22 protein-coding genes and 1 tRNA gene are annotated in these 26,814 nt (G+C 36.6%); 20 read left to right on the top strand and 3 right to left on the bottom strand.

Annotation, left to right across the window (positions count from 1 at the left end):
* Positions 1-81: 81 nt before the first annotated feature.
* From rapZ to ALLST_RS0106490, 6 genes are read left to right on the top strand one after another with little or no spacing between them, the layout of a single operon-like run.
* Positions 82-948, top strand: coding sequence for an RNase adapter RapZ (gene rapZ, locus ALLST_RS0106515; RefSeq protein WP_026472822.1), 867 nt, complete (start codon positions 82-84; stop codon positions 946-948).
* Positions 945-1,922 (top strand): gluconeogenesis factor YvcK family protein, encoded by a 978-nt coding sequence (locus tag ALLST_RS0106510; RefSeq protein ID WP_019893323.1) that lies wholly within the window; start codon positions 945-947, stop codon positions 1,920-1,922. The genes rapZ and ALLST_RS0106510 overlap by 4 nt, the downstream gene beginning before the upstream one ends.
* Positions 1,906-3,066: a DNA-binding protein WhiA gene (gene whiA, locus ALLST_RS10335; RefSeq protein WP_019893322.1), complete on the top strand. Its 1,161-nt coding sequence runs from the start codon at positions 1,906-1,908 to the stop codon at positions 3,064-3,066. The genes ALLST_RS0106510 and whiA overlap by 17 nt, the downstream gene beginning before the upstream one ends.
* A 57-nt stretch (positions 3,067-3,123) precedes the next feature.
* Positions 3,124-4,158: a hypothetical protein gene (locus ALLST_RS11085; RefSeq protein WP_019893321.1), complete on the top strand. Its 1,035-nt coding sequence runs from the start codon at positions 3,124-3,126 to the stop codon at positions 4,156-4,158.
* A complete protein-coding gene (locus ALLST_RS0106495; RefSeq protein WP_019893320.1) occupies positions 4,155-4,520 on the top strand; it encodes a NusG domain II-containing protein in 366 nt (121 codons plus the stop codon). The genes ALLST_RS11085 and ALLST_RS0106495 overlap by 4 nt, the downstream gene beginning before the upstream one ends.
* Positions 4,520-5,056 (top strand): Gx transporter family protein, encoded by a 537-nt coding sequence (locus ALLST_RS0106490; protein ID WP_019893318.1) that lies wholly within the window; start codon positions 4,520-4,522, stop codon positions 5,054-5,056. The genes ALLST_RS0106495 and ALLST_RS0106490 overlap by 1 nt, the downstream gene beginning before the upstream one ends.
* Before the next feature lie 148 nt (positions 5,057-5,204).
* On the opposite strand, the gene ALLST_RS0106485 is transcribed toward ALLST_RS0106490, so the two are convergent.
* A complete protein-coding gene (locus tag ALLST_RS0106485) occupies positions 5,205-6,461 on the bottom strand; it encodes an IS110 family RNA-guided transposase (RefSeq protein ID WP_019893317.1) in 1,257 nt (418 codons plus the stop codon).
* Between the two features lie 550 nt (positions 6,462-7,011).
* Between ALLST_RS0106485 and ALLST_RS0106480 the strand changes: the two genes are divergently transcribed.
* From ALLST_RS0106480 to abc-f, 12 genes are all read left to right on the top strand, one after another.
* Positions 7,012-7,500: a PTS sugar transporter subunit IIB gene (locus tag ALLST_RS0106480; RefSeq protein WP_019893316.1), complete on the top strand. Its 489-nt coding sequence runs from the start codon at positions 7,012-7,014 to the stop codon at positions 7,498-7,500.
* Positions 7,501-7,502: 2 nt separating this feature from the next.
* On the top strand, positions 7,503-8,294 hold the full coding sequence (locus ALLST_RS0106475) for a PTS mannose/fructose/sorbose/N-acetylgalactosamine transporter subunit IIC (RefSeq protein WP_019893315.1): 792 nt from the start codon (positions 7,503-7,505) through the stop codon (positions 8,292-8,294).
* Entirely contained in the window at positions 8,287-9,087 is an 801-nt protein-coding gene (locus ALLST_RS0106470; RefSeq protein ID WP_019893314.1) for a PTS system mannose/fructose/sorbose family transporter subunit IID, read from the top strand. The genes ALLST_RS0106475 and ALLST_RS0106470 overlap by 8 nt, the downstream gene beginning before the upstream one ends.
* 15 nt (positions 9,088-9,102) lie before the next feature.
* Positions 9,103-9,525 (top strand): PTS sugar transporter subunit IIA, encoded by a 423-nt coding sequence (locus ALLST_RS0106465; RefSeq protein ID WP_019893313.1) that lies wholly within the window; start codon positions 9,103-9,105, stop codon positions 9,523-9,525.
* Positions 9,518-11,182 carry a glycoside hydrolase family 13 protein gene (locus ALLST_RS0106460; protein WP_019893312.1) on the top strand — a complete coding sequence of 555 codons (1,665 nt, stop codon included), beginning with the start codon at positions 9,518-9,520 and terminating at the stop codon, positions 11,180-11,182. The genes ALLST_RS0106465 and ALLST_RS0106460 overlap by 8 nt, the downstream gene beginning before the upstream one ends.
* Before the next feature lies 1 nt (position 11,183).
* Positions 11,184-12,185 (top strand): LacI family DNA-binding transcriptional regulator, encoded by a 1,002-nt coding sequence (locus tag ALLST_RS0106455; RefSeq protein ID WP_019893311.1) that lies wholly within the window; start codon positions 11,184-11,186, stop codon positions 12,183-12,185.
* Positions 12,186-12,359: 174 nt separating this feature from the next.
* A complete protein-coding gene (locus ALLST_RS0106450) occupies positions 12,360-13,349 on the top strand; it encodes a hypothetical protein (RefSeq protein ID WP_019893310.1) in 990 nt (329 codons plus the stop codon).
* Positions 13,350-13,622: 273 nt separating this feature from the next.
* On the top strand, positions 13,623-14,267 hold the full coding sequence (locus ALLST_RS0106445) for a redox-sensing transcriptional repressor Rex (RefSeq protein WP_019893309.1): 645 nt from the start codon (positions 13,623-13,625) through the stop codon (positions 14,265-14,267).
* A gap of 318 nt (positions 14,268-14,585) precedes the next feature.
* Positions 14,586-15,941, top strand: a complete 1,356-nt coding sequence (gene asnS / locus ALLST_RS0106440; protein ID WP_019893308.1) for an asparagine--tRNA ligase — start codon at positions 14,586-14,588, stop codon at positions 15,939-15,941.
* A gap of 499 nt (positions 15,942-16,440) precedes the next feature.
* Entirely contained in the window at positions 16,441-17,202 is a 762-nt protein-coding gene (locus ALLST_RS11080; protein WP_019893307.1) for an NlpC/P60 family protein, read from the top strand.
* A gap of 1,837 nt (positions 17,203-19,039) precedes the next feature.
* On the top strand, positions 19,040-20,398 hold the full coding sequence (locus ALLST_RS0106430; RefSeq protein WP_083922024.1) for an N-acetylmuramoyl-L-alanine amidase: 1,359 nt from the start codon (positions 19,040-19,042) through the stop codon (positions 20,396-20,398).
* Positions 20,399-20,500: 102 nt separating this feature from the next.
* Positions 20,501-22,396, top strand: a complete 1,896-nt coding sequence (gene abc-f / locus ALLST_RS0106425) for a ribosomal protection-like ABC-F family protein (RefSeq protein ID WP_019893305.1) — start codon at positions 20,501-20,503, stop codon at positions 22,394-22,396.
* Between the two features lie 35 nt (positions 22,397-22,431).
* Here abc-f and ALLST_RS10325 read toward each other — a convergent pair whose 3' ends face one another.
* Entirely contained in the window at positions 22,432-22,791 is a 360-nt protein-coding gene (locus ALLST_RS10325; protein WP_342662495.1) for a GIY-YIG nuclease family protein, read from the bottom strand.
* Between the two features lie 138 nt (positions 22,792-22,929).
* On the opposite strand from ALLST_RS10325, the gene ALLST_RS0106410 reads away from it, so the two are divergent.
* Positions 22,930-23,005, top strand: a tRNA-Gln gene (locus tag ALLST_RS0106410).
* 532 nt (positions 23,006-23,537) lie between these two features.
* On the opposite strand, the gene ALLST_RS0106405 is transcribed toward ALLST_RS0106410, so the two are convergent.
* Positions 23,538-24,881, bottom strand: a complete 1,344-nt coding sequence (locus tag ALLST_RS0106405) for an ATP-binding protein (protein ID WP_019893300.1) — start codon at positions 24,879-24,881, stop codon at positions 23,538-23,540.
* Positions 24,882-25,279: 398 nt separating this feature from the next.
* On the opposite strand from ALLST_RS0106405, the gene gltX reads away from it, so the two are divergent.
* Positions 25,280-26,746: a glutamate--tRNA ligase gene (gene gltX, locus ALLST_RS0106395; protein ID WP_019893297.1), complete on the top strand. Its 1,467-nt coding sequence runs from the start codon at positions 25,280-25,282 to the stop codon at positions 26,744-26,746.
* The last annotated feature ends 68 nt before the right edge of the window (positions 26,747-26,814 follow it).

Here is a 26,814-nt window from a genome sequence, read left to right as displayed (position 1 = left end):
AGAGAAGTTTTGACAACTTCTCCAAAGCCAATGGAAAAGATTCAAAAATCGACCCCTTTAATGGAGAAAGGATGCGTTGTTATGGATAAACAGATTGTTTTAATTACCGGAATGTCAGGTGCAGGAAAGTCTTCAGCGATGAAAGCATTAGAAGATCTCGGTTTTAACTGCATCGACAATTATCCTAAAATTTTGTTGCCGGCATTAGAGGAACTATTAGCTTCTCAAGATCCTGCTTATGATCGTTTAGCATTGAGTGTTTCTAGTCATGACTATATCGATTTCGTCAATTTCTTTGATGCCAAAGATCATCCGTTGACGGTTGTGTTTATCGATGCAAGTGATGAAGAACTTTTATTACGCTATCGTTTTACTCGACGATTACATCCCCTCATTCTATCTGGGGTAGCTTCAACAGTGGAAGATGCGATCGAAATCGAACGTGATTCATTTAAATTGTTAGAAGAAACAATGAAAGATACGATTCATATCGATACAACAAGACTCACGCCGCAAGCTTTAGTCAATATGTTAAGACCATACTTCAAAAATCAAAGTGAACCGGAATTTGGGATCACTTTTCAATCGTTTGGTTTTAAACATGGATTACCTTTAGATGCGGATATTGTCATTGATGTGCGTTTCTTGGCCAATCCTTTCTATGAACCAGAACTCAAAAGATTGACGGGAAATGATGCGAGTGTATATCAATACGTCATGGAACGAGAAGAAACAAAACATTTTATGGAACGATTAGTTTCGTATCTTGATTTTGTGTTCCAATCCTATAGTGAACAAAATAAAAATCACATGACCGTTGCGATTGGCTGTACTGGCGGACAACATCGCTCGGTATCGGTCACAAACTACTTGTACGAACATTATAAAGATCAATATAAAGTGTTTAAGTCTCATCGTGATTTATCAAGAAGGAATGATGCGGTATGAAAAACGTTGTGTTAATCGGTGGCGGGACCGGTCTTTCCGCAATGGTCAAAGGATTTAAAAATATCGAAGATGTGAATTTGACTGCGATCATTACAGTTGCCGACGATGGGGGATCAACAGGACGAATTCGCGATGCCTATAATGTTCCGGCAATGGGCGATATTCGCCACGTTTTATGTGCCATGGCAAAAGAAGAAGAGGATTCGATTTTTACAGAATTGATGAATTATCGTTTTGTCGGAGATCAAGATGTCGGTGGCCATCAACTTGGAAATTTGATCTTTTTAGCATTAATCAATATTACCGGCTCTTTTATGGGGGCAATTGCGTCAATTCGCAAACTACTAAATGTAGAAGGCACAATTTATCCTGCGACTTTAGATAATGCCGTTTTGTATGCGTTAATGGGCGATGGAACACTCGTTCGTGGGGAAAAGAATATTCCAAGTAAACAAAACCATATTTCCAAAGTGTTTTATCAAGATCAAATTCACGCTTATCCAGAGGCAATTGAAGCAATTCAACAAGCAGATTTAATTGCTTATGGGATTGGTTCCTTATATACTTCAATTTTACCTGCGGTCATTGTCAAAGATATTAGCGAGGCGATTGCACAATCCCTAGCCCCTAAAGTATACTTTTGTAACGCAATGACCCAACCGGGCGAAACAGAGGGCTATTCTTTAGAAGACCATGTTCGCGCGATTGAAGCACATACATATAAAAACCCTGTTTCGCTCGTGGTGTATAACGATGCCAAAATTGAACAAGACGTGTTAGATCGTTATGCCAAACTAGGCAGTACGCCAGTGCAAATGCAGGAAGAAGATCATATGTATCAAGTGGTATCAAAAGAATTAACAGTTGTGGATGAAACGGGTCGCATTCGTCACGATTCTGATAAACTTGCCCAGTGCTTAGTTGAAATATTAGAAAGTATAGAAAAGGAAAGTTACAATGTCATTTTCAAGTGATATTAAACAAGAGATTAGTCAACTTGAATTTACCGAAGGCAAAGCAAGAGCGCTTCTATCAGCGCTCTTTTTATCGCGCGCTTCTTTAAACTGGAGTAATGGCAGAACGTGGCTATCATTCCAAACCCAAAATGCCTCGATCGCAAAATTGGTGTTTCGCGTTTTAAAAACCGAATATGATGTGGATGTCCAAATCGCCACAATTAAACGAATGAATTTGAAAAAGAACAATACATATCGTTTAATTGTTCAATCGAAAGCCAATGACATCTTAGAAGATCTAGGAATCTTACGCCAAGGTGGATTATATAACACGCCGCCCTATACGATTGTGCGCTCAGAAAAAAATGCACGTGCCTTTATGCAAGGACTATTTTTGGCATCTGGATCGATCAATTCCCCAAAAACAACGAATTACCATATGGAACTCAATGTGCCAAGCCAAGATTTAGCAATTATGGCGGTTAAGATTCTCGATCGTTTTTATATTCCAGCCAAAATCACATTGCGCAAACAACAGTACATCGTCTACACCAAAGCTGGGGATAAAATTGCTGACTTTTTACGATTACTGGGCGCAAACCAATCTTTGTTTTTGTTTGAGGATGCCCGAATTCAGCGCGATTTCTATAACCAATTAACTCGTTTAGACAATTGCGAAGTGGCCAATGAAATGAAAACGCAAAAAGCCGCAAAAGACCAATTGTATTGGATTGCGGTAATCGAACAATCACATCAAAAAGTATCGGATAAAATCGCACATGTTATGGCAGCGCGTAAGAAAAATCCGGAAGCAAGCAATGTTGAACTTTGTGATGAAATCTATTTGATGTATGGGGAAACGATCACAAAATCAGGCATGAAACACCGCATGACCAAAATTAAAGAATTAGCACAAACATTTTTAGAAGCAAACCCGGATTTTGTTTTAGAACCAACAAACGTTGCCATGCAACAAGAAGCAAGCGACATCCAAGAAGATGTGGATCTTGATGGGGAATTAGAACTCGATTTAGAGACTGATTTTGATTCATCAATTTCTTTTACAGATGGAATTTCTCTGTCGCAAACGAATGGAAACCCGGATCTTTTAGGGGCATCGTTTGCGTCTGAAAGAGAAAAAGACGAAAAAAATAGCCAATAAAATTTGGCGTATTCAATAGAACATGATTTGATATAGGAAATAGATAGGAGGAACAGTATGAAAAAAGTGAAGAGAAAACATCAACACAACAAGTCAACAAGCAATCCTTCTATTCAATCCCAAACGCCAGATCGTCTTGTTCAACAAGATGATCTTCAAAAAGTGAAACCGAAAGACAATGTTGAACTTGTCCAACAAGAGCAAGACATCTTGTCTTTTTATGATTCTAAAGAAGATGATTCTATCCAATTACAAGGAGAAAACGCAGATTCTAAATCGCTTGAACAGACCATACTTGAATCACTTTTAGAACAAGATAATCAATATGAAATCAAATCTGAACAAAATTTAGAAGATGATCAAACGGATAATGAAACGTCTTTAGAAACAGAAGAGCCAGTCAAATTGCAGCGATCTTTGCGCCGACAAGCGCTACAAGTGCAAAAACAAAAACGTTCGCTCCAAGAATGGATCGACATCCTACACGATACGATTATTTCTTGGTCACAATATCCGATCTTTACGACGTTTGCGGGCCGATTTACGATCATTTCACTCCTTGCTTGTAGTGGATTCGCTTTGCTTTTAACCGTGCTTTTAGCAGGTTGTCATCAAGATTTTGAACTGACCAATCAAACATTTGTGATGGAACTAGGAACGGATGTTTACGCCAATCCTGCTTTATATATTAATGATCCGGATCAGATCGATGTATCCAAGCTTAGTGTAGAACCGCAAACCCCAGGGATTACCATTTTAGAAAATCGTTTCGTTTCAGTTTCGTTAGATTATTTAGGTGTCGGAACTTATGATTTTGTGATGAAAGAAGGTCGTGAAGAAACGCCTTTTGTAATCAAAGTCAAAGATACGCAACCGCCAACGCTACAATCCACACCAAGCGAAGTTACTGTGGATTGGGGCCAGCAACCCGATTGGCAAGCGTTTTATGGGGGAACAGATTTATCGGGCGTTTACTATGAAATGAACCAAAATATATGGACTGAAGCTGGCGAACACGATATCGAAGTTAAAATTCGCGATCGTTTTGGCAACGCGCTGACACGTTCTTTGAAAGTGACGGTAAAACCATGACGCGAGCAGACAAAATATTAATTACATTATGTTTGATCTTATCGATTGTCTTATTGATTCCACTCTTTTTTGTCTCATCTCAAGGCGCTTATGCGGTCGTGAAAGTTCGAAATGAAGAAAAGATGCGATTAGATTTAGCACAAGATGGTGAATATGAAGTGCAAGGAACACTTGGACCAGTACATATTATTGTGAAAGATCATCAAGTGAAAGTGAGCCAAGAAAACTCACCGAAGCACTATTGTTCAAAACAAGGCTTTGTGGATAGTGGCGTCGTACCGATTGTTTGTTTACCGAATGAAACAGTCATCACAATCGAAGATGCCAACGGCAAGCCAATGGAAGATACGGTGATTCAATAATGAGAAATCAAGGTCGAAAACTTACTACGCTCTCGCTTTTAGTAGCGGTCGGAATTTTGATGCAGCTCATTGAATCGTTCTTTCCGATCTTCGTCATGATCCCGGGTTATAAAATTGGTTTGGCCAATATTGCGGGATTATTTGCGCTTTATGCCTATGGCAATAAAGAAATGGTGATTGTGACAGCACTTCGCGTCTTTATTTCTGCTTTAGCAACAGGAACCTTATTTTCTGTGTCGTTTGTTTTATCGTTCACAGGATGTTTCTTTTCTTGTATTGCGATGATTTTGACAAAAAACACCAAACGCTTCTCCATTTATGGCGTTTCAACAGCGGGCGCTGTATGCCATACGTTTGGTCAAATTATCGCCATCACATTCATTTATGCCCAATTTTTCATGGCAACGCTTGCTCCAATTCTAAGTGCGCTTTCAGTAGTTTCGGGATTATGTATCGCTTATTTATCCGCAATTTTATTACGGCGATTGCGCAAACAAGAATGGCATCAAGCTAACCAGGAAATTGGCTTAGAGTAAGACAAAATAGATTTTATAAATTCTGAGTATGAGCACCTGCATAGATCTAAAAGATCAAACAGGTGCTTTTTTCTGTAACCAAATCGAACGTTTTAGAAAAAAGCGCACAAAATCCCTGACGTTTTTGAAAAAATAAAATAGTAAAATTCTAGAAGGCTACTTGTGCCAGTTGTTCTGGCATGAGAGTTATTCCAAAATTTTCAAGCCTCTTTAAAGTTGATACTAACTTATTTTTGTGATTTTTCTTTTCAAAGTAATCTGAGCCTAAATCTTCATATCTCTCATTCTTTTTGAGTAGTTGCCAAATGATTTGTAATATTGCGTGTGCAACTGCAACAATAGCTCTTTTCCTTCCTCTATGTGAGGCAATCCGTTTATACATTTCTCCAAAGTAAGAATCTTTTTTCAACACAGCTGAGTGAGCACAGACAACTAAAGTACTTCTTAAGAGTTTATTTCCCTTGTTTGTTCTTCCATTCTTTCGTTTCCCAGCGCTTTCATGATTTCCAGGACATAGTCCACCCCATGAACACAAAGCTCCGCTTGTTGGAAAGCGCGACATATCTGTTCCAATGATTGAAACGATCGTTTGTGCACTCGTATCTGAAATACCAGGGATGTCTTTGATTAATTCAACTGCGTTTTCTTCTTCTTCGTTTAGATGATTTGAAATGTCGTCATTCAGTTCTTTGATGTGCGCTTCAAGTTCTGAAATATGAGTTCGAATCACTTTGATCATCTTTGCCTGAATTGGGCTGATACAACCTTGCATATCTTTGATCAATTGTTTTTTAGGTGCTTTTAATCGTTTGGAAATCAACTTTTCTGCAAGAAGTCGTTCATAAGCTTCGTCGTCAAAAATTTCGCCAGAAACAATATAGTCAAGAAGAGCTTTTCCACTCTTACCATTAATATCGGATATTGTCCCAGATAGTTTGATATTCGCTCCTTCTAACATTTTCTGAAGTCGATTCTTTTCAGCACCTAAATCAACGATCAATGATTTTCTGTATCTACATAGTTCAAGTTCGCGAAGTTCTCTTTGACGTCTATTTGGAATAAAACTCGGTTTAAGAAGTCCATTCATTAACAGATCAGAAATCCATTCAGCATCTTTTACATCTGTTTTTCGTCCAGGAACTTGTTTCATGTGTTGAGCATTGACAACCATTGGGTTTAAATCATAGCCTTCAAGAATATTAAAAACAGGCTTCCAATATGAAGCTGTACTTTCCATCGCTACAGCTTCGCATTGATTGGCTGTTAACCAATCCACAAGATCAAGAAGATCTTGAGTTGATGCACCAAAAGAACGAATTTCAGTAGATTGTTTCGTTCTCAAACAAGCAACCAAAATCTTTTTGTGAACATCGATACCACAACAAACCGCATATAGTCTTTCCATAATTACCTCCAAAAATAGAAAAGCGGCCGATCTTCTGCGAATTAATATTTTTTTCTACGTTCTCGAGCAGGGCGAATTATTCGTTCTGTTTCGAAACAGTCAGTGGTGCATACAGAAGATCTTCTATCAATTTTTTTTGCGAGATCAAATCTCAAAAAAGCAACGATCTCTTCCGCTAATTTCAGTATAGCAAGAGAAAAAAGACCGAGTGATCAAATTCACTCGGTTACATCAGGAGTGGTAGAGCCCGACTGTATGGTTATTTTTTTTGTTCATATACAACTAGAACATATAGATTGAACCTTCAAATTTCAAAAACTGTATTTGAAATTTGAAGGTTTTTTGGGCAATTTGTTTTGTCGTATTCTTTAGATTTTAATTGCTTAAGAATTTGAATTAAAAAAATAAGAAAGTGCTTGCAATAATAGCTTGCGAATTGTATGATTCAATTGTCGATAAACTTTAAACGTTTAAAGTTCTTAAAACATTGATATATAAAGTGTATAAAGGTTTTATATATAAACGTTTAAAAATAAGGAGAAAAGAAAGTATGCCTATTGTTTTAGCTAGAGTTGATGAGAGATTAGTTCATGGTGTGACCGTCAATCAATGGAATCGTGCATTGAATCCAAAGCGTTACATGGTCGTGGATGATGAAATTAGTGAAAATGAAATGATTAAGTCCACGATGAGAATGAGCAAACCATCCGGGACAGGAATGTCGATTATTAACACGCAAACAGCAATTGCCAATTTCAATGCAGGAAAATATGACTCACATACTGTATTTGTTTTGGTCAAACAACCAGAAACGCTTTTGAATATGCTCAAGGGTGGTGTTGAAATACCAGCAGTTGATTTAGGAGCGATGTTTGAAAGAGATCAACGTAAACCATTTTCATCCCGTATTGCATTAGATGAAAAAGAAATTGCAGATTTAGAAGAAATTAAAAAACTAGGTGTTTCTGTTTATGCCCAATACACACCTGAAGAAGAAAAAGTTGAACTAGATGATTTATTGACTAAAGGAGGGAAATAAAGATGAATTTTATCCAAGATATCTTAGTGATTTTGATTGCAGCCTACATGGCTTGGGATAACGGGACCGGAAACCAAATCACAGGGAACTGGCCTGTTACGATTGGATTATTAGTTGGATTGGTCATGGGAGATGTAACGACAGGACTAGTAATTGGTGGAACACTTCAATTGATGTCGCTTGGTGTTGCGGGAATTGGAGGATCCTCTGTTCCTGAATACGGGGTAGCCACAATCGTAAGTATTTTCCTTGCTGTTCGCACTGGGGCAGACACAGGAACAGCAATTGCAGTAGGTCTACCTGTTGGGATGTTGACTTTACAATTAGATGTTGTTTTGAAAATGATCAATAACGTGTACGCTCATTGGTCGCTCAAACTGTTACAGAATAAACAATTTAACAAAATGGATGGTGTTTTCTATTTAACCGTTGTCACTTGGATGATGAAGTACGTAATTCCAGTTACATTAGTTGTTTTATTTGGAACACCAATCGTTGATTTGGTATTACAAGTTATTCCTGTTTGGTTTACAAACGGACTACAGATTGCCGGCGGTATGCTTCCAGTTGTGGGGATTGGCTTATTATTACGCTATATGCCTGTTAAAAAATATATGTCGTTCTTAATTATTGGTTATGTTGTTTCCGCATATTTAAATGTACCTGTACTGGGAATCGCATTACTTGGTGCAGCAGCTGCATACATCATTTATTCGAATAATGTTCAAAAGAGTGAAGAATTATTTGTAGAAACAGAAGGAAATGCAAGTGAAGGAGATGATTTTGATGAGTAAATTAACAGAAAAAGATCGCAAAAGCATGTTTAGAAGATGGATCTTTGGTGCTGGTCTTGGTTATAACTATGAGAGCCAACAGGCTCCTGCAGTCGTGTTTGCGATGCGCAAAGCTTTACGTAAGATTTATCCTAATGATGAAGAATATATTGAAGCAATGGAAAATCATTACAAATATTTTAATGCTACCCCACAAATGGCCAATATCATTTTGGGTGCAACATTGGCAATGGAAGAAAAAGATGGCTTGAAAGCAAAAGAAGCAGTTCAATCTTTAAAAACATCTTTAATGGGACCACTCTCCGGTGTTGGTGACTCTGTATTTTGGATTTTAATTCCGACTATCATGGGTTCAATTGCAGGTTACATGGCATTACAAGGCAATGCGATGGGCGCTATTTTATGGATGGTAATGTATATTGCATTCTATTGGTTAAAAATGTGGCTTTGTAAAGTTGGATACGAATCTGGTACAAAGTTGATTACATCTTTAGGAAAACAAATTAGCAGCTTTACTGATGCTGTTTCTGTAATGGGCTTAATGGTCGTTGGATCTTTGATTCCTACAGTAGTGAAAATGATTACCCCTCTTGAATTTTCGACAGGTGATGTCGTATTGTCCGTACAAACAGAAATTTTCGATAAAATCATGCCTGCTCTATTGCCTGTAGGATTAACGCTACTCGTTTACTACTTACTTGGTAAGAAAAACTGGACTCCAACAAAAATCATCTTACTCATCATTGTAATTTCATTAGTCGGTGCGGCTACAGGAATCTTAGGAATCGCTTAATTAATGAGGAATAATATGAAAAGAAGAATTATTATTGCTAGTCATTCTATGCTCTCAGATGGTATTGCAAAAACGTTACAGTTTTTTCAAGGTGAACAGGAGCAGTTTACAGTCATCACTGCCTATGTAGACAACAAACCAATTGATGAGCAAATCGAACAAATCTTTAATGAAATTTCTGTAGAAGACGAAGTTGTGATATTAACGGATTTATTGGCTGGATCCGTGAACCAAAAGTTTGTACCGTATAGTTCTCGTCCTCATACTCATTTAGTTGCAGGGATGAACTTGCCACTTGCTATGGCTTTTAGCATGGAACCTTGTCACGAATATATGAGTAGTGATCGTATTCAAGAGATCGTCAAAGAAGCACAAGATCAAGTGAAATACGTCAATCTTCTTTTAACTGCAACGAACGAGGATGATGAAGATGAATAGAGAAAAGAAAACGGGCGTAGTTTACGAGGTTTATGTTCAAAGTTTTAATGACTCCAATAACGACGGGATTGGCGATTTACAAGGGTTGATTGAAAAATTAGATTACTTGAAAGATCTAGGCGTAAACATTTTATGGCTCACTCCGATTTTTGAATCACCAATGGTCGACAATGGTTATGATATTGCTGATTATAAAAAGATTGCGGATGTTTATGGAACAATGGCTGATATGGATGAATTGCTCGAAAAAGCCCACGAAAAGGGAATCAAGATTGTCCTGGATTTAGTCGTTAACCATACTTCCGATAAACATGCATGGTTTGAAGCCTCAAAACAAAGCAGAGATAATGAATTTTCAGATTACTATATTTGGAAAGATCCGAAAGCCGATGGCTCAGAACCATCCAATCATGGATCTGTATTTGGCGGCTCAGCTTGGGAATATTGTCCAGAACGCAATCAATACTACTTACACTTATTCGCAAAAGAGCAGCCAGATTTGAACTGGAAAAGTAAAGCGCTCCGAGAAGCAGTGTATGAAACGATGGAATTTTGGGCCAAAAAAGGTGTTGATGGCTTTCGGATGGATTCCATTAGTTTGATTTCAAAGCCTGATGAATTTGAAGATGCACCTCTTTTGGATAATAAAAAATACGGTGCTTATTACCAAGGAATCACAAATGGGGAGCATCTTCATGAATATTTACATGAAATGTATGAGAGAGTTTTAAAACCATATAACCTTTTTACAATTGGTGAAACACCGCATACTGATGTTGAGCAAGGTCAATTATATGTTGATCCAAAACGTGAAGAACTCGATATGATCTTTCAATTTGAACATATGCATGTTGACTATGGAGAATATGGTCGTTATTCCGATATTGCATTTAAATTGAGTGATTTGCGTCGAGATCTTGACCATTGGCAAAAAGGACTTTCTTGGAATTCAAATTATCTTGGAAACCATGATCAACCTCGTATTGTTTCTCGTTTCGGCGATGAAGGAAAATATCGTGTAAAGTCAGCGCAAATGTTAGCTATGCTGACAATCATGCAAAGAGGGACCCCATTTGTTTATCAAGGTGAAGAAATTGGTATGACGAATGTCGATTTCAAATCGATGTCAGAGATGCGTGATTTAGAAGCGTACAACACTTATGAATTGCTTAAAAGTTTAGGAGTAGAGGATGATCAAGCTTTTGCAATGGTGAAATGGAAAACACGCGATAATGCTAGAACACCAATGCAATGGAACAATCAGAAAAATGCAGGGTTTTGCCAATCAGAGCCATGGATTGCTCTAAACTCGAATTATGATAAAATCAATGTAGAAAAAGATCTTGCAAGTGAAGACTCGATTTATCGATTCTACCAAAAGTTAATTGAACTGAGAAAAACAAATGATGTACTGATTGATGGTGATTATCAAATCGTAGAAACCAATGATTCTGATGTCATCAGCTTTATGCGCGAAAAGGATAACAAGAAGATTTTAATTGTTCTTTCTTTTGCGAATAAACGGATCAAATATAATCTCCCCATTCAATTCGAAAATGGAGAATTATTGATCGGCAACTATTCATTAGATTCGAATGAATTAAATCATACGCTTTACTTGCAGCCTTATGAAGGGCGGGCGTATTTGATTGGCTAACATGAAAGATGTCGCTAAAGATGCAAATGTATCTGTTGCGACAGTCTCAAATTATCTTAATGGAAAAAAGGTTCGTCCTGACATTGAAGAAAAAGTAAAAAAATCAATTGCTAAATTACATTTTGTTAGAAATGATGCGGCTCGAGCATTAAAGATGAATGAGTCAAAATGTGTAGCGTTTGTTTTGCCAACGGTCTGGTCACCGTTCTTTTCTGAACTAACGTACTGGATTCAGCGATATTTAAACGAAAAAGATTACAAGATGATCTTAGGTATTTCGGAAAATAACTATGAACGTGAAAAATCGTATGTCAAAATGTCGATTGAACAACGTGTGGCGGGGATTATATCAATTTCTTACTCAGATTTGAATAGTCATGTTCCAGTGAATATCCCGCTCGTGTCGATTGAAAAAGAGGATACAGGATTATTTCCTTTAGTCAGCTCAGATAACTATGGCGGAGGAAAACTTGCAGCTCAGGAATTGTTGAAACGTAGTTGTAAACACTTAGTTTATGTGGGTACGGAAAATAATCGCTATTCTCCGATGTTAGCTCGACAAGCTGGCTTTGTTGATCAGTGTAACGATTCTGGAGTTGAATACGATATTTATACAGTTCCTTCTTCACGCAAGAGAGCATTGTTTGAAAGTGAAGTAACAAAAATTACAAAGGATATTGTCGAGATTCATCAACGTGCTGGTCATCTAGGTGTATTTACTTATTCAGACGAGACAGCAATTCACTTTAAAAGAGAATTACGTGCCAATGGCATTCGTATTCCTCAAGATGTAGAACTTATTGGGTTTGATGGAGGTAAACCTTACATCAATACTGAGTTTGAAAACTCCTCGATTCGTCAAGATGTCCAAACAATTGCAATGAATGCGGTCGAAATATTAGATGAACAAATTGTGGGAACAATGCAAAACAATTCTATACGACGGATGATTCCGGTAACCTTTTTCCAAGGTGCAACAACAACAAAACTCAATCAAGAATAAGCATTTGGCAATTTGCTGAATGCTTTTGTTTATTTAGATAAACACGAGAAAATTTATATTTCCATTATGATGGATGACGAATTAATCTTCAAAATAAGGTAAAATATTAAAATTAAATCTCAAGAACATAGGGATTTTTAAAAGACATGGAGTAAGAAGAAAGGAGAAAATTTCATGAGAAAAGATCGCGATTATATTGCACTATGTCAAATTGAACGTGGGATGCAAAATGAGATTTCTACTTTTTCTTTAGCCAATACTCGTTTGATTGAATACATTCAATCGATGTCTTCTTCTTCAACACAAATTAATGGCACGCTCAAGGCAATGAAATGTTTAGCGCGTATCGATCAAAAACGGAAAAATCAACGTAGCGCCGATTGTGTCTTTGCTTGGATGAATGCACTCATCCAAGCAAAACAAAAGCCACTCCTTGCCATGTTGTTTCGTTCAGTCGATTTTACTATGCCAATTCAAGAAGAATTTAAGCCGATCGAAAATCGCCTAACGATGCGGATCGCCAAAGAAAGAAGTCGCATTGCTTGGTTTGTGATTTTAGGTTTAGCGCTTTTATTAGGGGCGTGGATGGCCATTTCTGTTTTTATCTTGCATGCAAATTTCTTTTGGATGTTAATCCTTTGTTTGATTCTCTATGCGCTTTTTTTAGCGTATTACTTTTGGTGGTGGGATCGTAAGCATTATATTTATCGTCTTAAACAACTTACGGATGACATGTCGCTAGACTCCAAGTGCTTTGTTCGCAGCTTAGATGTTCAAAACTTATATTGGCGACCGGATGGACATTCGATTCGACAAATGTTTAAAGTGTCGATCGATCTAGAACGATTAGAACGTTATAAAAAACAAGCTAATGTTGACATGCCACAAACTGCTTTTACAAATGAAGTGATCTTAAAGGCAAAACAGAATCAAGAAAAGAGCAAACTTAAAACAAAGAGTGTCGAAAACACGCAAGAATTTAATCCGATTGTAAAAGAAAATATCGATTTTGAAGCTGTTCCTTCTGTGCCACAAAAAGTGAAAAGCGAGCGCAAAGCCGCACCGAATCGCAAAAAAACTGGATATGCGGCAAGACCGATCATTCGTCTGTCTGATCAAGATTCGATTCATTTTTCTGATTTAGATCGTGATGATACTTACTAAGTTCGTCATGCAACTAGAAATATAAATAAAGAATATTCAAGATTAGGTGAATCGCAAGAAGATCACTATTAAAATTCATAAATCTGAAAATCTTCAAATTCTTATTACGTAAATATGAAATTGAAGATTTTTTTGTGAAAAATAGACATTTTTGAATAGATTAGAGAGTAATATCAGTGTATATTTGTGAAAAGAGTAAGAAATTGCACGAAATTTTTGATAATAAATTCACAACTTGAAAAAACGATGATAAAATAATGCCGGTGATAAATCATGAAAAATCAAAATCCAGTACCTAAAGCAACGCTTCAGCGCTATCCAGTCTATTTAAAAGCGTTGCGCAAACTTCAAAAAAATGGAGTTTCGAAAATTATGTCTCGTGAACTAAGTAGTTTTGTAGACATTGAACCAACAACAATTCGACGCGATTTTTCCTTTTTAGGATCGCTTGGTAAACAAGGTTATGGTTATGATGTAGATAAATTAATTGAAATTTTCAACTCTGAGCTTGGCGTTGATTTTGATGAAAAAATCATCTTAGTTGGGGCCGGGAACTTAGGTCGCGCTTTGTTAAACTACAACAAATGGGATTATGTCGTGGGTGAAATTACATGTGCATTTGATGCGGATCCAGCTAAAGCAGGAAACGTATTTGGCATTGATGTTTACACATTAGATGAACTTGAAGAAAAAATCCCTAATGGATGTCGAATTGCAATTTTAACAATTTCAGATGATGTTCAAAATACAGTCGATCGTTTGATTCGAAATGGAATTACAGGAATCGTTGATTTTACGCATCAACACTTCCAAGTACCACATGGGGTTGCTGTTAAAGCCGTAGATGTGGTATCTTCTATCCAAGAACTCGTATTCACAACGAATTCGATGAATTCAACAACAGCTATGAAACAGTAGAAAGCTGATCATTCTGGCAAAGAGAGACGGGATATAGGTGAAACCCGGAGCAGAACTCAGTAATGAACAACTGTTGAGCTGAACTGGAGAAGTTGATCAAATCAATTTGATCAATGGTAGACTGTTCCGTTCGCCGCGTTAAGGCTAATGAAGTGCCCCGATGTGGGAATGCAGGATGGTACCGCGGTCAATTATCGCTCCTCATTATCAATTTGATAGTGAGGAGCTTTTTTTTGAATGAATGGATCAGACTGAACACGAATTCTAAATGTAAAAAAACAAACGCTTGAATATGCAAAAAAGAGAAAGGAAATTAAGATGCTCGTTAAAAAATTAAAAGAACAAGTAGAACAATACGATGGCCAAATCGTAACACTCCAAGGATGGGTGCGTACAAATCGTAATTCTAAAAACGTAAGTTTTATCGAATTAAACGACGGAAGCTGCTTTTCTAACTTACAGATCGTATATACGCCAGAAATGGAAGGCTATGCTGAAGCGAGTAAAATTACAACTGGATCAGCAATCGAAGTGGAAGGACTTGTTAAAGCAACTCCAAACGGTAAACAACCTTTGGAAATTGAAGCAAAACGTGTTTCTGTATTAGGTATGGCGGATCATGATTATCCTTTACAGAAAAAACGTCACAGCTTCGAATTCTTACGTGAGATTCCTCATGTAAGACCTCGTGCAAACACTTACTATGCAATTTTTAGAGTTCGCTCTGTATTATCCATGGCGATCCATACATTCTTCCAAGATCGTGGATACGTTTATGTTCACACACCAGAAATCACAGGAAACGATGCTGAAGGTGCTGGTGAATGCTTCACAGTAACGACAATCAAAAACCAAGATTACGAAAAAGACTTCTTTGCCAAACATGCGCAATTAACAGTATCTGGTCAGTTACACGTTGAACCATTTGCGTTAACTTATCGTAACGTTTATACATTTGGTCCAACATTCCGTGCGGAAAACTCCAATACAACACGCCATGCTTCTGAATTCTGGATGATCGAACCAGAATTGGCTTTTGCGGATTTATCCGACAACATGGATGTCATTGAAGAAATGATCAAATATTGCATTAATTACGTATTAGAACATGCACCAGAAGAAATGGATTTCTTCCAACGCGTTATTGATAAAAATTGCATCGATCGCATCACACGCGTGGCAAATTCCGACTTCAAACGCATGACTTATACAGAAGCAATTGCAGAACTCGAAAAAGCGAAAGGTTCTTTTGAAAATAACGAAATTTATTGGGGTATGGATTTACAATCCGAACACGAACGTTATATTTGCGAAAAAGTCGTTCAAGGCCCTGTATTCTTAACAGACTATCCAAAAGATATTAAAGCGTTCTATATGCGCGAAAATGCAGATGGAAAAACAGTTGCAGCTTGCGACTTATTAGTTCCTTATGTTGGTGAACTTGTTGGTGGAAGCCAAAGGGAAGAACGTTATGATGTCTTAAAAGACAAAATGGAAAAAATGGGCATGGATGAATCCACATTACAATGGTATATGGATTTACGTCGTTTTGGTGGATGCGTTCACTCTGGATTTGGTTTAGGTTTTGACCGTATGTTGATGTACTTATCCGGCATTCAAAATATCCGTGATGTACAACCATATCCACGTACGCCAAGAAACTTAATCTTCTAATTCGAAGCTTAAAATTCAATATTAATATAGATTTAAAAAGGCATTTGATTGGGTATAATCAGGTGCCTTTTTTCGATTGTTGGACAGGGAAAATAACCAAAATAGCGTTCTTTTGTTCATAATTTCTTAATATTTAACAAGGCCTAGAAAGAGTGGGATTGTTCATCTAATGAGCGCAGAATAAATGAAAAAGCGAGCAAAAAATGTGAGAAAACGAGTGAAAATGCCTTAAATATGGGAAGAAAACAATTTGAAATTGTATTCGAATTTCAAGGAAAAACAGAAAAATGTTCACAATAGACAAACAAACAAAAAATAATGAAATTTCATGAAGAAACACATAATTTCCCTTAAAAATTGAAGAAGTGCTTTATATAAAGCTTTTTTATATTTTTGATCAACAAAATTCTTAAGAAATTATTAAGGAAAATGAACGAAGAGCTTTGATTTCAAAAAAGAGGATTGGTAAGGTATTTTTCGTCGACAAGGAGGACACCAAATGAAAGCAAAATTTACTCAATCTCTTCTTTCAGTTAGTACAGCTCTCTTGCTTGCAACAGGAGTGATCAATCCAAACGTGCTTGCCGCTCAAGTGAATCAAAATAAAATCGTGAACAAAAGCTTAAAAGCAACAATTTCTGGATTGGATGGCACTTCTTCAAAATATAAAACAAATTCAGTACAAGATGCAGTGAAAAAAACTGGTTTTACTGAAATCAATGACAAAACGTATTACTTAGATAATAAAGGAAGTAAACATACTGGTTTATTGAATACTAATGCAGGTACATATTACTTCAATGAATCGGGAGAAATGATTGAAAACGAAATCGTAAAAATCAACGATGCCCAATATAGCTTTGACGAAAATGGTTTAATGGAAACTGACGTAACCAGAGGAAACTATTACTTCGACCAAACAGGCAAAGGGCAAGCAGATCCAAAAGCATATGACAAAATTGCCCAAGCAGCTTTAAGCCAAATCGGTGTAAATCAAGATTGCACGATGTTAGTAACGAACTCTTTAAAAGCAGTTGGTATTGACTTCCATAGCGCACCTGCTGGTTACTTATCTTTAGGTGAAGTTACAAATACCCCTGTTCCAGGTGACATTATTGTGTACCAAGGACATGTCGCAATTTATATTGGCGATGGACAAGCTGTACACGGCGGATGGAATGGTTTTACAACAGCAATCTTTAGCGTGAATTGTTCCACTCCATTTGTGGCTTATGTACATCCTACATTACCTTTAAACTAGAATTAGATTGTATAGATCTGTATTGCGTGAACGATTAGGTTCATGCTTTTTTTATTTGCGCAAAGAAGGCAAAATAAAAACTCTCGTTGGTGAGGCGAGAGTTTCTATCGAAAGTTTATATTATAAAGAGAAAAAAGAAAGGAAATTATTGGAAATCTGCTGCTTTGATTTCCATGATTGTATATTAGCAACCGTCGATGGGAATCTTATGCGATTGCCATGGCTTAGTATCAAAAACAAACGTGAAAAATAGGTGGTAAAAAAGTGGATTTTGGCAAAATTGTGGGTGTGTCCATTTGGCCTTGGAGATGTCTAAACAGAGCTGAGTTTCTTTTAAAAAGATGTTGAAATTTGATCAAGATCAATCTATTCAGAGCACAAGACAAAATAAAAACTCTCGTTGGTGAGGCGAGAGTTCCCATTGTATGATTATGTTTTAAGAGAAAAAAGAAAGGAAATTTAGGAAATCTGCTGCTTTGATTTCCTTGACTGTATATTAGCAATTCCTCATGGGAATCTTGTGCGATAGTCGTGGTTTAGTATCAAAAATAATCGTGAAAAATGGGGAAGAAAAGAGTGGATTTTGGCAGAATTATGGGTTAAACGCTTTCGCTTGTTTTGTCGAACGGCAAGGTGATAATTTAATCTTTTTTATAAGATTTCATTCCAAATAGGTAGACTATGATTTGGCTTAAAAATCAATTTACTGATATATGGATCGAAAAGTTTATTCCTTTAAATCGCCAAAACAAATAAAAACTCTCGAGGGCGAATCGAGAGTCTCTATTGTATGTTTATGATATTAAGAGAAAAAAGAAAGGAAATTATTGGAAATCACTGCTTTGATTTCCTTGACTGTATATTAGCAATTCCTCATGGGAATCTTATGCGATTGTCGTGGTTTAGTATCGAAAACAAACGTTAAAATTAGGTAAGAAAAAAGTGGATTTCGGCAAAATTGTGGGTAAGAAAAATCTTGATGATTTCGATAGAGAAAATGATTCCAGTTCCTTATTTGAAGATAAGAAAAGAAGATCTCTGTTTTTAATTCGTACAGGCTGATGAATTAGAGTTTTGTTCAATAGCTATTTTTGAATTTGAATGAAAGAGTGATATGAAGTTGCAATATATATCGATTTCTTTGATAAAACAAATAAAAACTCTCGAGGGCGAGTCGAGAGTTTCCATAGTATGATTATGTTTTAAGAGAAAAAAGAAAGGAAATTATTGGAAATCTGCTGCTTTGATTTCCTTGACTGTATATTAGCAACCGTCAATGGGAATCTTATGCGATAGCCGTGGTTTAGTGTCGAAAATAAACGTGAAAATCGCACCTAGAAAAAGTGGATTTTGGCAAAAATATGGGAAAGAAGATTAATGCCAAAATCGGGCTGAAATATGATTCGCTATTTGTAGAAGAGATCGATAACTTTTGTTAAGTGTTCTTACTTGGTATATCAATTAAGCATTTTTTTGAATTAGCAATTGTCCAATATAGAAATCAAATATTTGGGCGTTTCAAAAGGCTTATGCTTTTAAATTTTGTATAGTGGTAAAGGAAGAAATAATTGCTTAAAGCAATGTTCTGTTTTCCTTTTTCTCTATTCCTTATAACTTATATTTCAGAAAAGAAGAGTTCGATCTCCATTTCAATAACAAATTGGAGGGTAAGAATTCTTCTTTTTCTTTTTACGTTTCAACAAAATAAAAGGTCAGAACATAAAGAATAGACCGGGTTTGCGATGGATAATGATCAAATGGAAACGGAAAAGAATACAGTTTTGAAATAATTCTGATTTTTTGGTCATTTCGCGCTTTTTTTTGTTAGTCTTTGAACATGATGTTCAAAAAGAAAGATCCGTCGCAAAATTCAAGCGAACGGAAAGACAATAAGAAAAGAAAAAAAATAAAGAAAAAATCAATCGCAATTCTTTGTGCGATTGCCGTGGCCATTGTGGCAACAGGATTTGGAATTTGGTATTTTGCGATTCGTGAGCCAGAAAATCAAACAGGGACAGCACTCGATCAAATAGGACCTGGGGATTTAATGACATTACCGCAAGCAGAATTTGCCAAAGATGAACAAATTGAAGTCAAAGACTATACAGTTTATGGCACTTCATTAGTGTTCTACGATCGTACGTTTGAACCAATGGAAACGGATGGCTTTTTTGGTCGAAATTGTTCGTTGCGCAATATTGCAACAGATGAAACCGTTACAGCGACATTTAGTGGAGGAGCAGATTCGGGAATTGATTTACAGCTTTTAGACGAAGGGGTGTATGAAGTCTATTTGGCTGATGGATATAAACCAAAACGAGCATATATGCCATCGTACTTCTTGTCTGATCCTTTTTATACGATGAGTGACCATGGTAAAGCGAATGAAATTCGTATCATCGCCAATCCAACATTTTTGCGTAAATATAATGTAGTGTATGATCAAGCTTATCTATATTTAACGGTGACAAAAGTAGATGAGATGTTACCAACAGTTTACGATGTTGCGATCAATCCATCGGGAACAAGCGGGGTGAATGAATATGGAATCACACCTGCGCCATTAGAGGATGGATTTAATGAATCTCAACAAAGTTGGCAACTTGCTTTATTAGTTAAAATGCGTTTAGAACAAGCGGGACTTCGCGTGATGTTAACACGGGATGAAGATACGTATACGACAACTTTAGGCGGCGATTCTTCAATGGCAAAAGCATATGAAGCCAACGCAAAAGTCTTTTTAACTTTAGCGATGAATTCAAACCCTAATTATGGACAACCTTACATCGTGTCCTCACCTTTTACAAATGCGAAATTAGGGGACCTAATTTCGTCAACTTGTCAAAACTTGGGAGCACCTTTGCAGGTCGTTAGTCATACTTCGGAATTGAAACAAGGAAATATCTATGACGATTTCGTCAAAGATCAAGCTTATCAATATACTCGTTTTTCGATGACGGATGAAATTCGCGAAGCGGGTGGAAAAGTCACGAGTGCCGGGATGATGAGCCATTGGCAAGGAAATGCGGCATTCTCGGATCAATATGGTATGAATAGCGTTGTCTTCTATTATGCTTCAACGGCGAATATTGAATCTCACGCTTATTATGCCGAACATGTCGATGCAATTGCGGATGGAATTGCGCAAGGAATTTTAGATTATGCATCCATTCACAATTCGATCAAACTCGATTAAAATCATCTTTGTTGACTTTCAACATCAACATATTCAATAGAAAATTACGGAAAGTATCGATTGTGGTACTTTCTTCTTTTATGACAGAAAGGATGTGAACCGATGAAACTTCAGGTTTCCAATCTGTATAAATCGTATGGGGCACACGATATCTTGCAAGGTGCAAGCTTACAAGTTAAAGGGAATGAGAAAATCGGCTTAGTTGGTCGTAATGGTTGTGGTAAAACAACATTACTCAATATCATTGCGAAAAACGAAGATTTTGATCGTGGCGAAATGATTATTCCTAACGCGACAAAAATCGGATCGATTTCCCAAACGCTTTTTGATGATAAAACAATGACAGTATTAGAGGCTTTAGAAGAAGTCTTTATTCCTTTGAAAGAACTGGAAAAACAAGTGAATGAACAAGCAGAATTGCTTGCCTTAGATCATAGTGAAAAAGCACTCGAAAAGTATGATCGCTTACTCAATCGCTTTGAAACAATGGGCGGTTATGATTATGAACATGAACTAAGAAGCGTGTTCTATCACTTTGGATTTGAAGAAAGTGATTTATCAAAACGGATCAATGAGTTCTCTAGTGGACAACAAACTCGAATTGCGCTCGCTCGTCTGTTATTAGAAAAACCAGATGTCTTATTGCTAGACGAACCGACTAACCATCTTGATTTGGATTCAATCGAATGGTTAGAAGGATATATCGCTCGTTATCCAAGTGCAGTCATTATTGTCAGCCATGACCGTATGTTCTTAGATCATGTTTGCGATGAAATTATAGAAATTGAATTTGGAAGAACGACACGCTATCCGGGCAACTATACCCATTATGTTCAAGCGAAAGAAGACTGGCTTGAAAAAAATCATGAGGCTTATATTCGCCAACAAGAAGAAATTAAACGCTTGGAAGACGTCATTGAAAAATTCCGTTACAAGGGAACGAAAGCAGCTTTTGCACAATCGAAGATAAAATATTTAGATCGCATGGAGCGCATTGAAGATGTCAAAACAGATACGTCTAAATTGAAAGCTTCATTTTCGAGTGCACGTAAAGGAGGCAATCAAGTCTTAGAGGTTGATCATCTTTGTTTTGGATATGATCATCCACTTTCTTGTGTCTCTTTTGAAATGCATCGTCAAAATCGAATTGGGATTGTTGGACCAAATGGAATTGGAAAATCCACTTTGTTAAAAACATTAACGGGGCAATTACAGCCTTTGTCCGGATCATTCCATTTTGGGCATCAAATCGATATTGGTTATTTTGATCAAGAAACAGCTGCAATGCGATCGAATAAAACGGTTCTCGATACGTTATGGGATGACAATCCTGATAGTACGCAAACTCAAATCCGCAGTACGTTAGCAGCCTTCTTATTTACGCAAGATGAGGTGTTTAAAGAAGTCAATGACTTATCTGGGGGCGAAAAAGTTTGTCTTTCTTTAGCAAGATTGATGATGGCACACGATAACTTGTTGATTCTTGACGAACCGACTAACCACCTTGATATTCCAGCAAAAGAAGCGTTAGAAAAAGCACTCAAAGATTATGACGGAACATTACTGTTTGTTAGCCACGACCGTATGTTCTTATCGAAAATGGCGGATCAAGTTTTAGAAATCGGCGAGGATAGTCAGTTGTTTGATTTTACATATGATCAGTATGCGGAACGCAAAAAAGCAGGAACGCTTTCTTCAGCTGCTGTTGTTGCTAAAACAAGCCAAAAACTTAAATCGGCATCACCGGAAAAAACAGCAGCGCAAATGCGTCAAGAAAAAAATGCACTCACTAACCGCGTGGCAAAACTAGAAGAATTACTTGAAAAAGCGCAAGAAGAGTTAGAAGCGTTAAGAGAGCTGCGATATGAGCCTGAATATTATCAAGACTACCGCAAGATGGAAGAACTCGATGCCACAATTGATGAAAAGCATAATGAGATTGCCCATTATACCAACGAGTGGGAAGAGAAAATGATGGCGCTAGAAGAAATGAAATAAAAATTGAACATAAGGAGATCGTAAAAGGTCTCCTTTTATTTTTGCCATAATGAGGACTGCAAAGAAGAATCAATCAAACAGAAACAATGATTTTTGATCAGTTCGAGCTTTTGCAGACGAGTGAGCTGTTTGATTTTATATTCTCGTTTTAACGCTTCTGATTTAGAAAGATAAACTTCATGATAAGTTAAATACACTGGCGTGCGATACTTTGTATATTTTGCTCCTTTTCCGCAATTATGCATTTGAAGACGGCGAATTAGATTAGAGGTATAGCCGGTATAGAGTGTTCCATCATGGCAAGATAAAATATAGACATAATGCAAAGAAAGAAAAAACGGTTCTTGATGGAGCATTTGCATGATATCTTTCTGGGCATTGCTTGTTTGATTCATATTTTTATTGTACCAACAACGATCTTTGATTTGGGGGTAGGGGAAGGATTAGATAACAAAAATCGTCTTGACCAAATAACTTTTTTTCATTTCGTTGTTGCATTTGCCATCGAAGTGGGCTAATATAACTAGGCACATTGGGGTATAGCCAAGCGGTAAGGCAGCAGACTCTGAATCTGCCATTTCCTTGGTTCGAATCCAAGTACCCCAGCCATGTGAAAGTTACGTCATTCGCAAGAATGGCGTTTTTTTATTCTCTATGTAAAATCCGATCTTTTCACACGCTGTGAGCAAGAAGGGGCTGTAGCGGCTCTTTAGGTATAATTATGTGAACAGTTCAGTATATAACGTGTCATAATTGAATCATAATCGTGTCAGCTTTAACGGCACGATTTGATAGGATAGACGCACAAATTTGAAATAAAGGAGATGGCACTATGCTTTTTCGGGAAAGTGAAACCATAGAACTGAAAGAAGTGTGGTAGACGATATAAAAAGAAGGCTCTATGGAAAATCGAGTGGGGTCATCCATAGATCAAGTTATGTGATAGCAACTGACATCGATAATTACAAGACGAGACTCATCATTTCAAAAGTCATTCTTTGAACAATTTTGATTCTGCAAACTAAGGTTACGAATTCTCCATTTATATGTTGATAAAAATTTAATAAAAAATCTGCGAAAGTTGTTAGCTCTTCTGGCTAACTTTCGCAGATGAATTGATGTTATCGATAACTATATTAAATTATTCTTCGCATACTAATGAAGATAAATAGATTGGTATGCATTGAATATCTTTGTCTTTCGAAATGTCTTTGGTATGAATGATATAGCGTTTTAAAATTCGATTGGAGAATTTTTCATAAAACTTATCGATGGAGATATGTTTTCTATAGTTTGATGATTTCACTTCAATAGGACAGATTTTGTTCTTTTTAGACAAGATAAAGTCGATTTCATAATTCTTTTTAATTTCATCATTGGTAAATGTGTAATAGAACAATTGATTACCCGAAGAAACGATAGCTTGTGCTACAGCATTTTCATAAAGATATCCGAGATTGGCTGATAACTTATCGCTCAACAATTTTTCATAAATGATGTTGTCTGTAAAATCTTTATCTTTAAATTGCATCGTCACAAACAACCCGGTATCAGCCATATACAATTTGTAAAGATCTAAATCTTTGCTGGCAGATAAACCAACATCTGGGTTGTTGCAATGATAGGCAATATTGACAACTTTTGAATCTTTCAGCTCTGATATCAAACTTAAAATTACATCTTCTTTGACTTTGTAAGATTTTATAACTTTTTTTGTTTGGAATCCCTTGGCTTTTTTATTCAACTGGGATGGGATAGCTTCAAAGATCATAGCCAATCGACCGGTAGAATCAATCTTTCGAAAATCATCTTCATAGAGGGAGATGATATTTCTTTTAACTTCGTCAACTTTTTTAAAATTATTTGTTTGGATGTATTCATACACTGCCTGGGGCATTCCACCAACTAGCATATAAAGTCTGAACTGTTGCATCATTTTACGATTTAAATCGTCTCCAAGTCTCTTTCTTGATTCGAATACAGTTCGTAAAAGATTCATTGTCGAAAAATCTCCAAGAGCCCAAAGGAATTCTTCGTAATCCATTGGATTCATTTGTATCTTTTGCTCTTCACTTGGAATCAAAATATCCTTGACGTTCTTTTTGATGGAGATAAGTGATCCTGTTTCAATATAATCATATCGGCCATCTTTTACTAAAGATTTAATTGCTTGTCTGGCTTTTGGGCATAACTGCACTTCATCAAAAATAATTACAGAGTTTCGTTCTTTTAATTCCACTCGAAAATACAATTGTAGTGAAGTAAAGAAATAATTTAGATTGGACATATCATCAAAAAGGATCTTTATATCATTTCCGACAACAGAAAAATCAATCAAAATATATGAGGCATATTCGTTTTTCGCAAATGACTCTACGATGGTAGATTTTCCTACACGACGAGCACCTTCTATCAATAAAGCTGTTCTACCATTCGATTCTTCTTTCCATTTTTTAATCTCATTATATATTTTTCTTTTGAACATTTTGAACCACTCTTTCATGATTCTATTTTAGCTTTATTTAAGGACAAAATCAAATGCACATCCAATTTCCGCAAAACTTTATATGCCAAAACCTCCAATTTCCGCAAAACTTTATATGCCAAAACCTCCAATTTCCGCAAAACTTTATATGCCAAAACCTCCAATTTCCGCAAAACTTTGAGGTGAGGCAGGTTTAAAATATAGAGCTTTACGATTAAGATTTCATACTGTTTTCTTTTGTTATGAAGTTTGATCGAGGAAAGATCATTTTTTTTGATGTGTAGTAATTTTGTGGAAATTTATATTGTATAAAGGAAAGTCAGAGTAAAGATGATTTGTTTTTTTGCAAAAAACGATGGAATCAACTAAACTTTCAATGAGAAAAGGAGACTTCTTTCATGACTAAAAAAATCAGAACGCGGTTTGCACCATCCCCAACTGGGTATATGCATATTGGTAACTTGCGAACAGCGCTCTTCGAATACCTCATCGCAAAACATGAAGGTGGAGACTTTCTGTTAAGAATTGAAGATACTGACCAAGGCAGAAAGGTTGAAGGAGCTGTCGATATTATTTATGACACATTGAAACAAGTCGGCTTGAACTGGGATGAAGGACCAGATATCGGTGGTGATTTTGGACCTTATGTTCAATCTGAGCGTTTAGGAATGTATAAAGGCTATGCCGAAGAATTAGTAAAAACAGGACATGCTCACTATTGCTTCTGTTCCGAAGAAGATATCGAAGAACAAAGAAAAGAAGCTGAATCTTTAGGAATTTCTTTTAAATTCCAAGATCCATGCAAACACTTATCACAAGAAGAAATTCAATCACGTCTTGATGCAGGTGAACCTTATGTTATTCGCCAAACAATCGAAAACGTGGGAGATACTTATTTTGATGACGAAGTTTATGGACGCATCGAATTTGATGGTGATTTATTAGATGAACAAATCTTATTAAAATCTGATGGATTCCCAACATACAACTTTGCCAACATTATCGATGACCACACAATGAACATCACACATGTTGTTCGTGGTAACGAATACTTATCTTCTACACCAAAATACAACTTAATTTATGACGCATATGGATGGCAACGTCCAACTTATGTACACGTACCACCAGTAATGAAGGATGAATTCCATAAATTATCTAAACGAAATGGAGACGCATCTTTCCAAGATTTAGTTGCTAAAGGTTATTTACCACAGGCAGTAATCAACTATATCGCTCTTTTAGGATGGGCACCACCTACTGAACAAGAAATTTACTCTTTAGAAGAACTTATCGAAGTCTTCGACGTGAAACGTATTTCTCGTTCTGGTGCGATCTTTGATATCGATAAACTCACTTGGATGAACGGTATGTATCTGCGCAATATGAGTGAAGACGAATATTACGAAACCGTTGCATCATATTTAGAAAAAGCTGTACAAGGACCATATGATCGTCGTGAAATTGCGAAGATTATTCAGCCTCGTATCGATGTGCTCAATCAAATCGAAGAATCTGTAGATTTCTTTGATCAACCAGGTGAATACGATCTTGAAATGTATCGCCATAAGAAAATGAAATCCACTCCAGAAACAGCTTTAGTTGCTTTACAAGCTGTTCGCGGGGTATTAGAACAGATGGATACTTGGACTGCTGAGTCCGTACATGAAACACTTTTGGCTTTACCAAAAGAATTAGAAATGAAAAACGGACAAGTTTTATGGCCAGTTCGTACTGCTCTTTCTGGAAAACAATTCACTCCAGGTGGAGCAATTGAAATTGCATTCATCTTAGGTAAAGAAGAAGCACTCAAACGTATCGATGTTGCTATCGAACGTTTACAAGCAGCTCAAGCTGAATGCTAAAAAATAAAAAAATATGAATAGAAAGGTTGTCTTTGATCAATGACCAGATCGAGATAACCTTTTTTTCG

Source organism: Allobaculum stercoricanis DSM 13633, from assembly GCF_000384195.1.
Taxonomy (GTDB): domain Bacteria; phylum Bacillota_I; class Bacilli_A; order Erysipelotrichales; family Erysipelotrichaceae; genus Allobaculum; species Allobaculum stercoricanis.
Note: the sequence above shows the minus strand (reverse complement) of the source record. Positions and strands in the feature narration are given on the sequence as shown.

Bases quoted from the DNA above. Each gene is read 5' to 3' on its own strand.
- ALLST_RS0106485 (WP_019893317.1), bottom strand. From the start codon at position 6,461: ATGGAAAGACTATATGCGGTTTGTTGTGGTATCGATGTTCACAAAAAG.
- rapZ (WP_026472822.1), top strand. From the start codon at position 82: ATGGATAAACAGATTGTTTTAATTACCGGAATGTCAGGTGCAGGAAAG.
- asnS (WP_019893308.1), top strand. From the start codon at position 14,586: ATGCTCGTTAAAAAATTAAAAGAACAAGTAGAACAATACGATGGCCAA.
- ALLST_RS0106405 (WP_019893300.1), bottom strand. From the start codon at position 24,881: ATGTTCAAAAGAAAAATATATAATGAGATTAAAAAATGGAAAGAAGAA.
- ALLST_RS0106430 (WP_083922024.1), top strand. From the start codon at position 19,040: ATGATGTTCAAAAAGAAAGATCCGTCGCAAAATTCAAGCGAACGGAAA.
- ALLST_RS11085 (WP_019893321.1), top strand. From the start codon at position 3,124: ATGAAAAAAGTGAAGAGAAAACATCAACACAACAAGTCAACAAGCAAT.
- ALLST_RS0106510 (WP_019893323.1), top strand. From the start codon at position 945: ATGAAAAACGTTGTGTTAATCGGTGGCGGGACCGGTCTTTCCGCAATG.
- ALLST_RS0106465 (WP_019893313.1), top strand. From the start codon at position 9,103: ATGAAAAGAAGAATTATTATTGCTAGTCATTCTATGCTCTCAGATGGT.
- ALLST_RS0106490 (WP_019893318.1), top strand. From the start codon at position 4,520: ATGAGAAATCAAGGTCGAAAACTTACTACGCTCTCGCTTTTAGTAGCG.
- ALLST_RS0106460 (WP_019893312.1), top strand. From the start codon at position 9,518: ATGAATAGAGAAAAGAAAACGGGCGTAGTTTACGAGGTTTATGTTCAA.
- ALLST_RS11080 (WP_019893307.1), top strand. From the start codon at position 16,441: ATGAAAGCAAAATTTACTCAATCTCTTCTTTCAGTTAGTACAGCTCTC.
- ALLST_RS0106445 (WP_019893309.1), top strand. From the start codon at position 13,623: ATGAAAAATCAAAATCCAGTACCTAAAGCAACGCTTCAGCGCTATCCA.
- ALLST_RS0106475 (WP_019893315.1), top strand. From the start codon at position 7,503: ATGAATTTTATCCAAGATATCTTAGTGATTTTGATTGCAGCCTACATG.
- ALLST_RS0106470 (WP_019893314.1), top strand. From the start codon at position 8,287: ATGAGTAAATTAACAGAAAAAGATCGCAAAAGCATGTTTAGAAGATGG.
- abc-f (WP_019893305.1), top strand. From the start codon at position 20,501: ATGAAACTTCAGGTTTCCAATCTGTATAAATCGTATGGGGCACACGAT.
- ALLST_RS0106480 (WP_019893316.1), top strand. From the start codon at position 7,012: ATGCCTATTGTTTTAGCTAGAGTTGATGAGAGATTAGTTCATGGTGTG.
- ALLST_RS0106455 (WP_019893311.1), top strand. From the start codon at position 11,184: ATGAAAGATGTCGCTAAAGATGCAAATGTATCTGTTGCGACAGTCTCA.
- whiA (WP_019893322.1), top strand. From the start codon at position 1,906: ATGTCATTTTCAAGTGATATTAAACAAGAGATTAGTCAACTTGAATTT.
- ALLST_RS10325 (WP_342662495.1), bottom strand. From the start codon at position 22,791: ATGAATCAAACAAGCAATGCCCAGAAAGATATCATGCAAATGCTCCAT.
- ALLST_RS0106450 (WP_019893310.1), top strand. From the start codon at position 12,360: ATGAGAAAAGATCGCGATTATATTGCACTATGTCAAATTGAACGTGGG.
- gltX (WP_019893297.1), top strand. From the start codon at position 25,280: ATGACTAAAAAAATCAGAACGCGGTTTGCACCATCCCCAACTGGGTAT.
- ALLST_RS0106495 (WP_019893320.1), top strand. From the start codon at position 4,155: ATGACGCGAGCAGACAAAATATTAATTACATTATGTTTGATCTTATCG.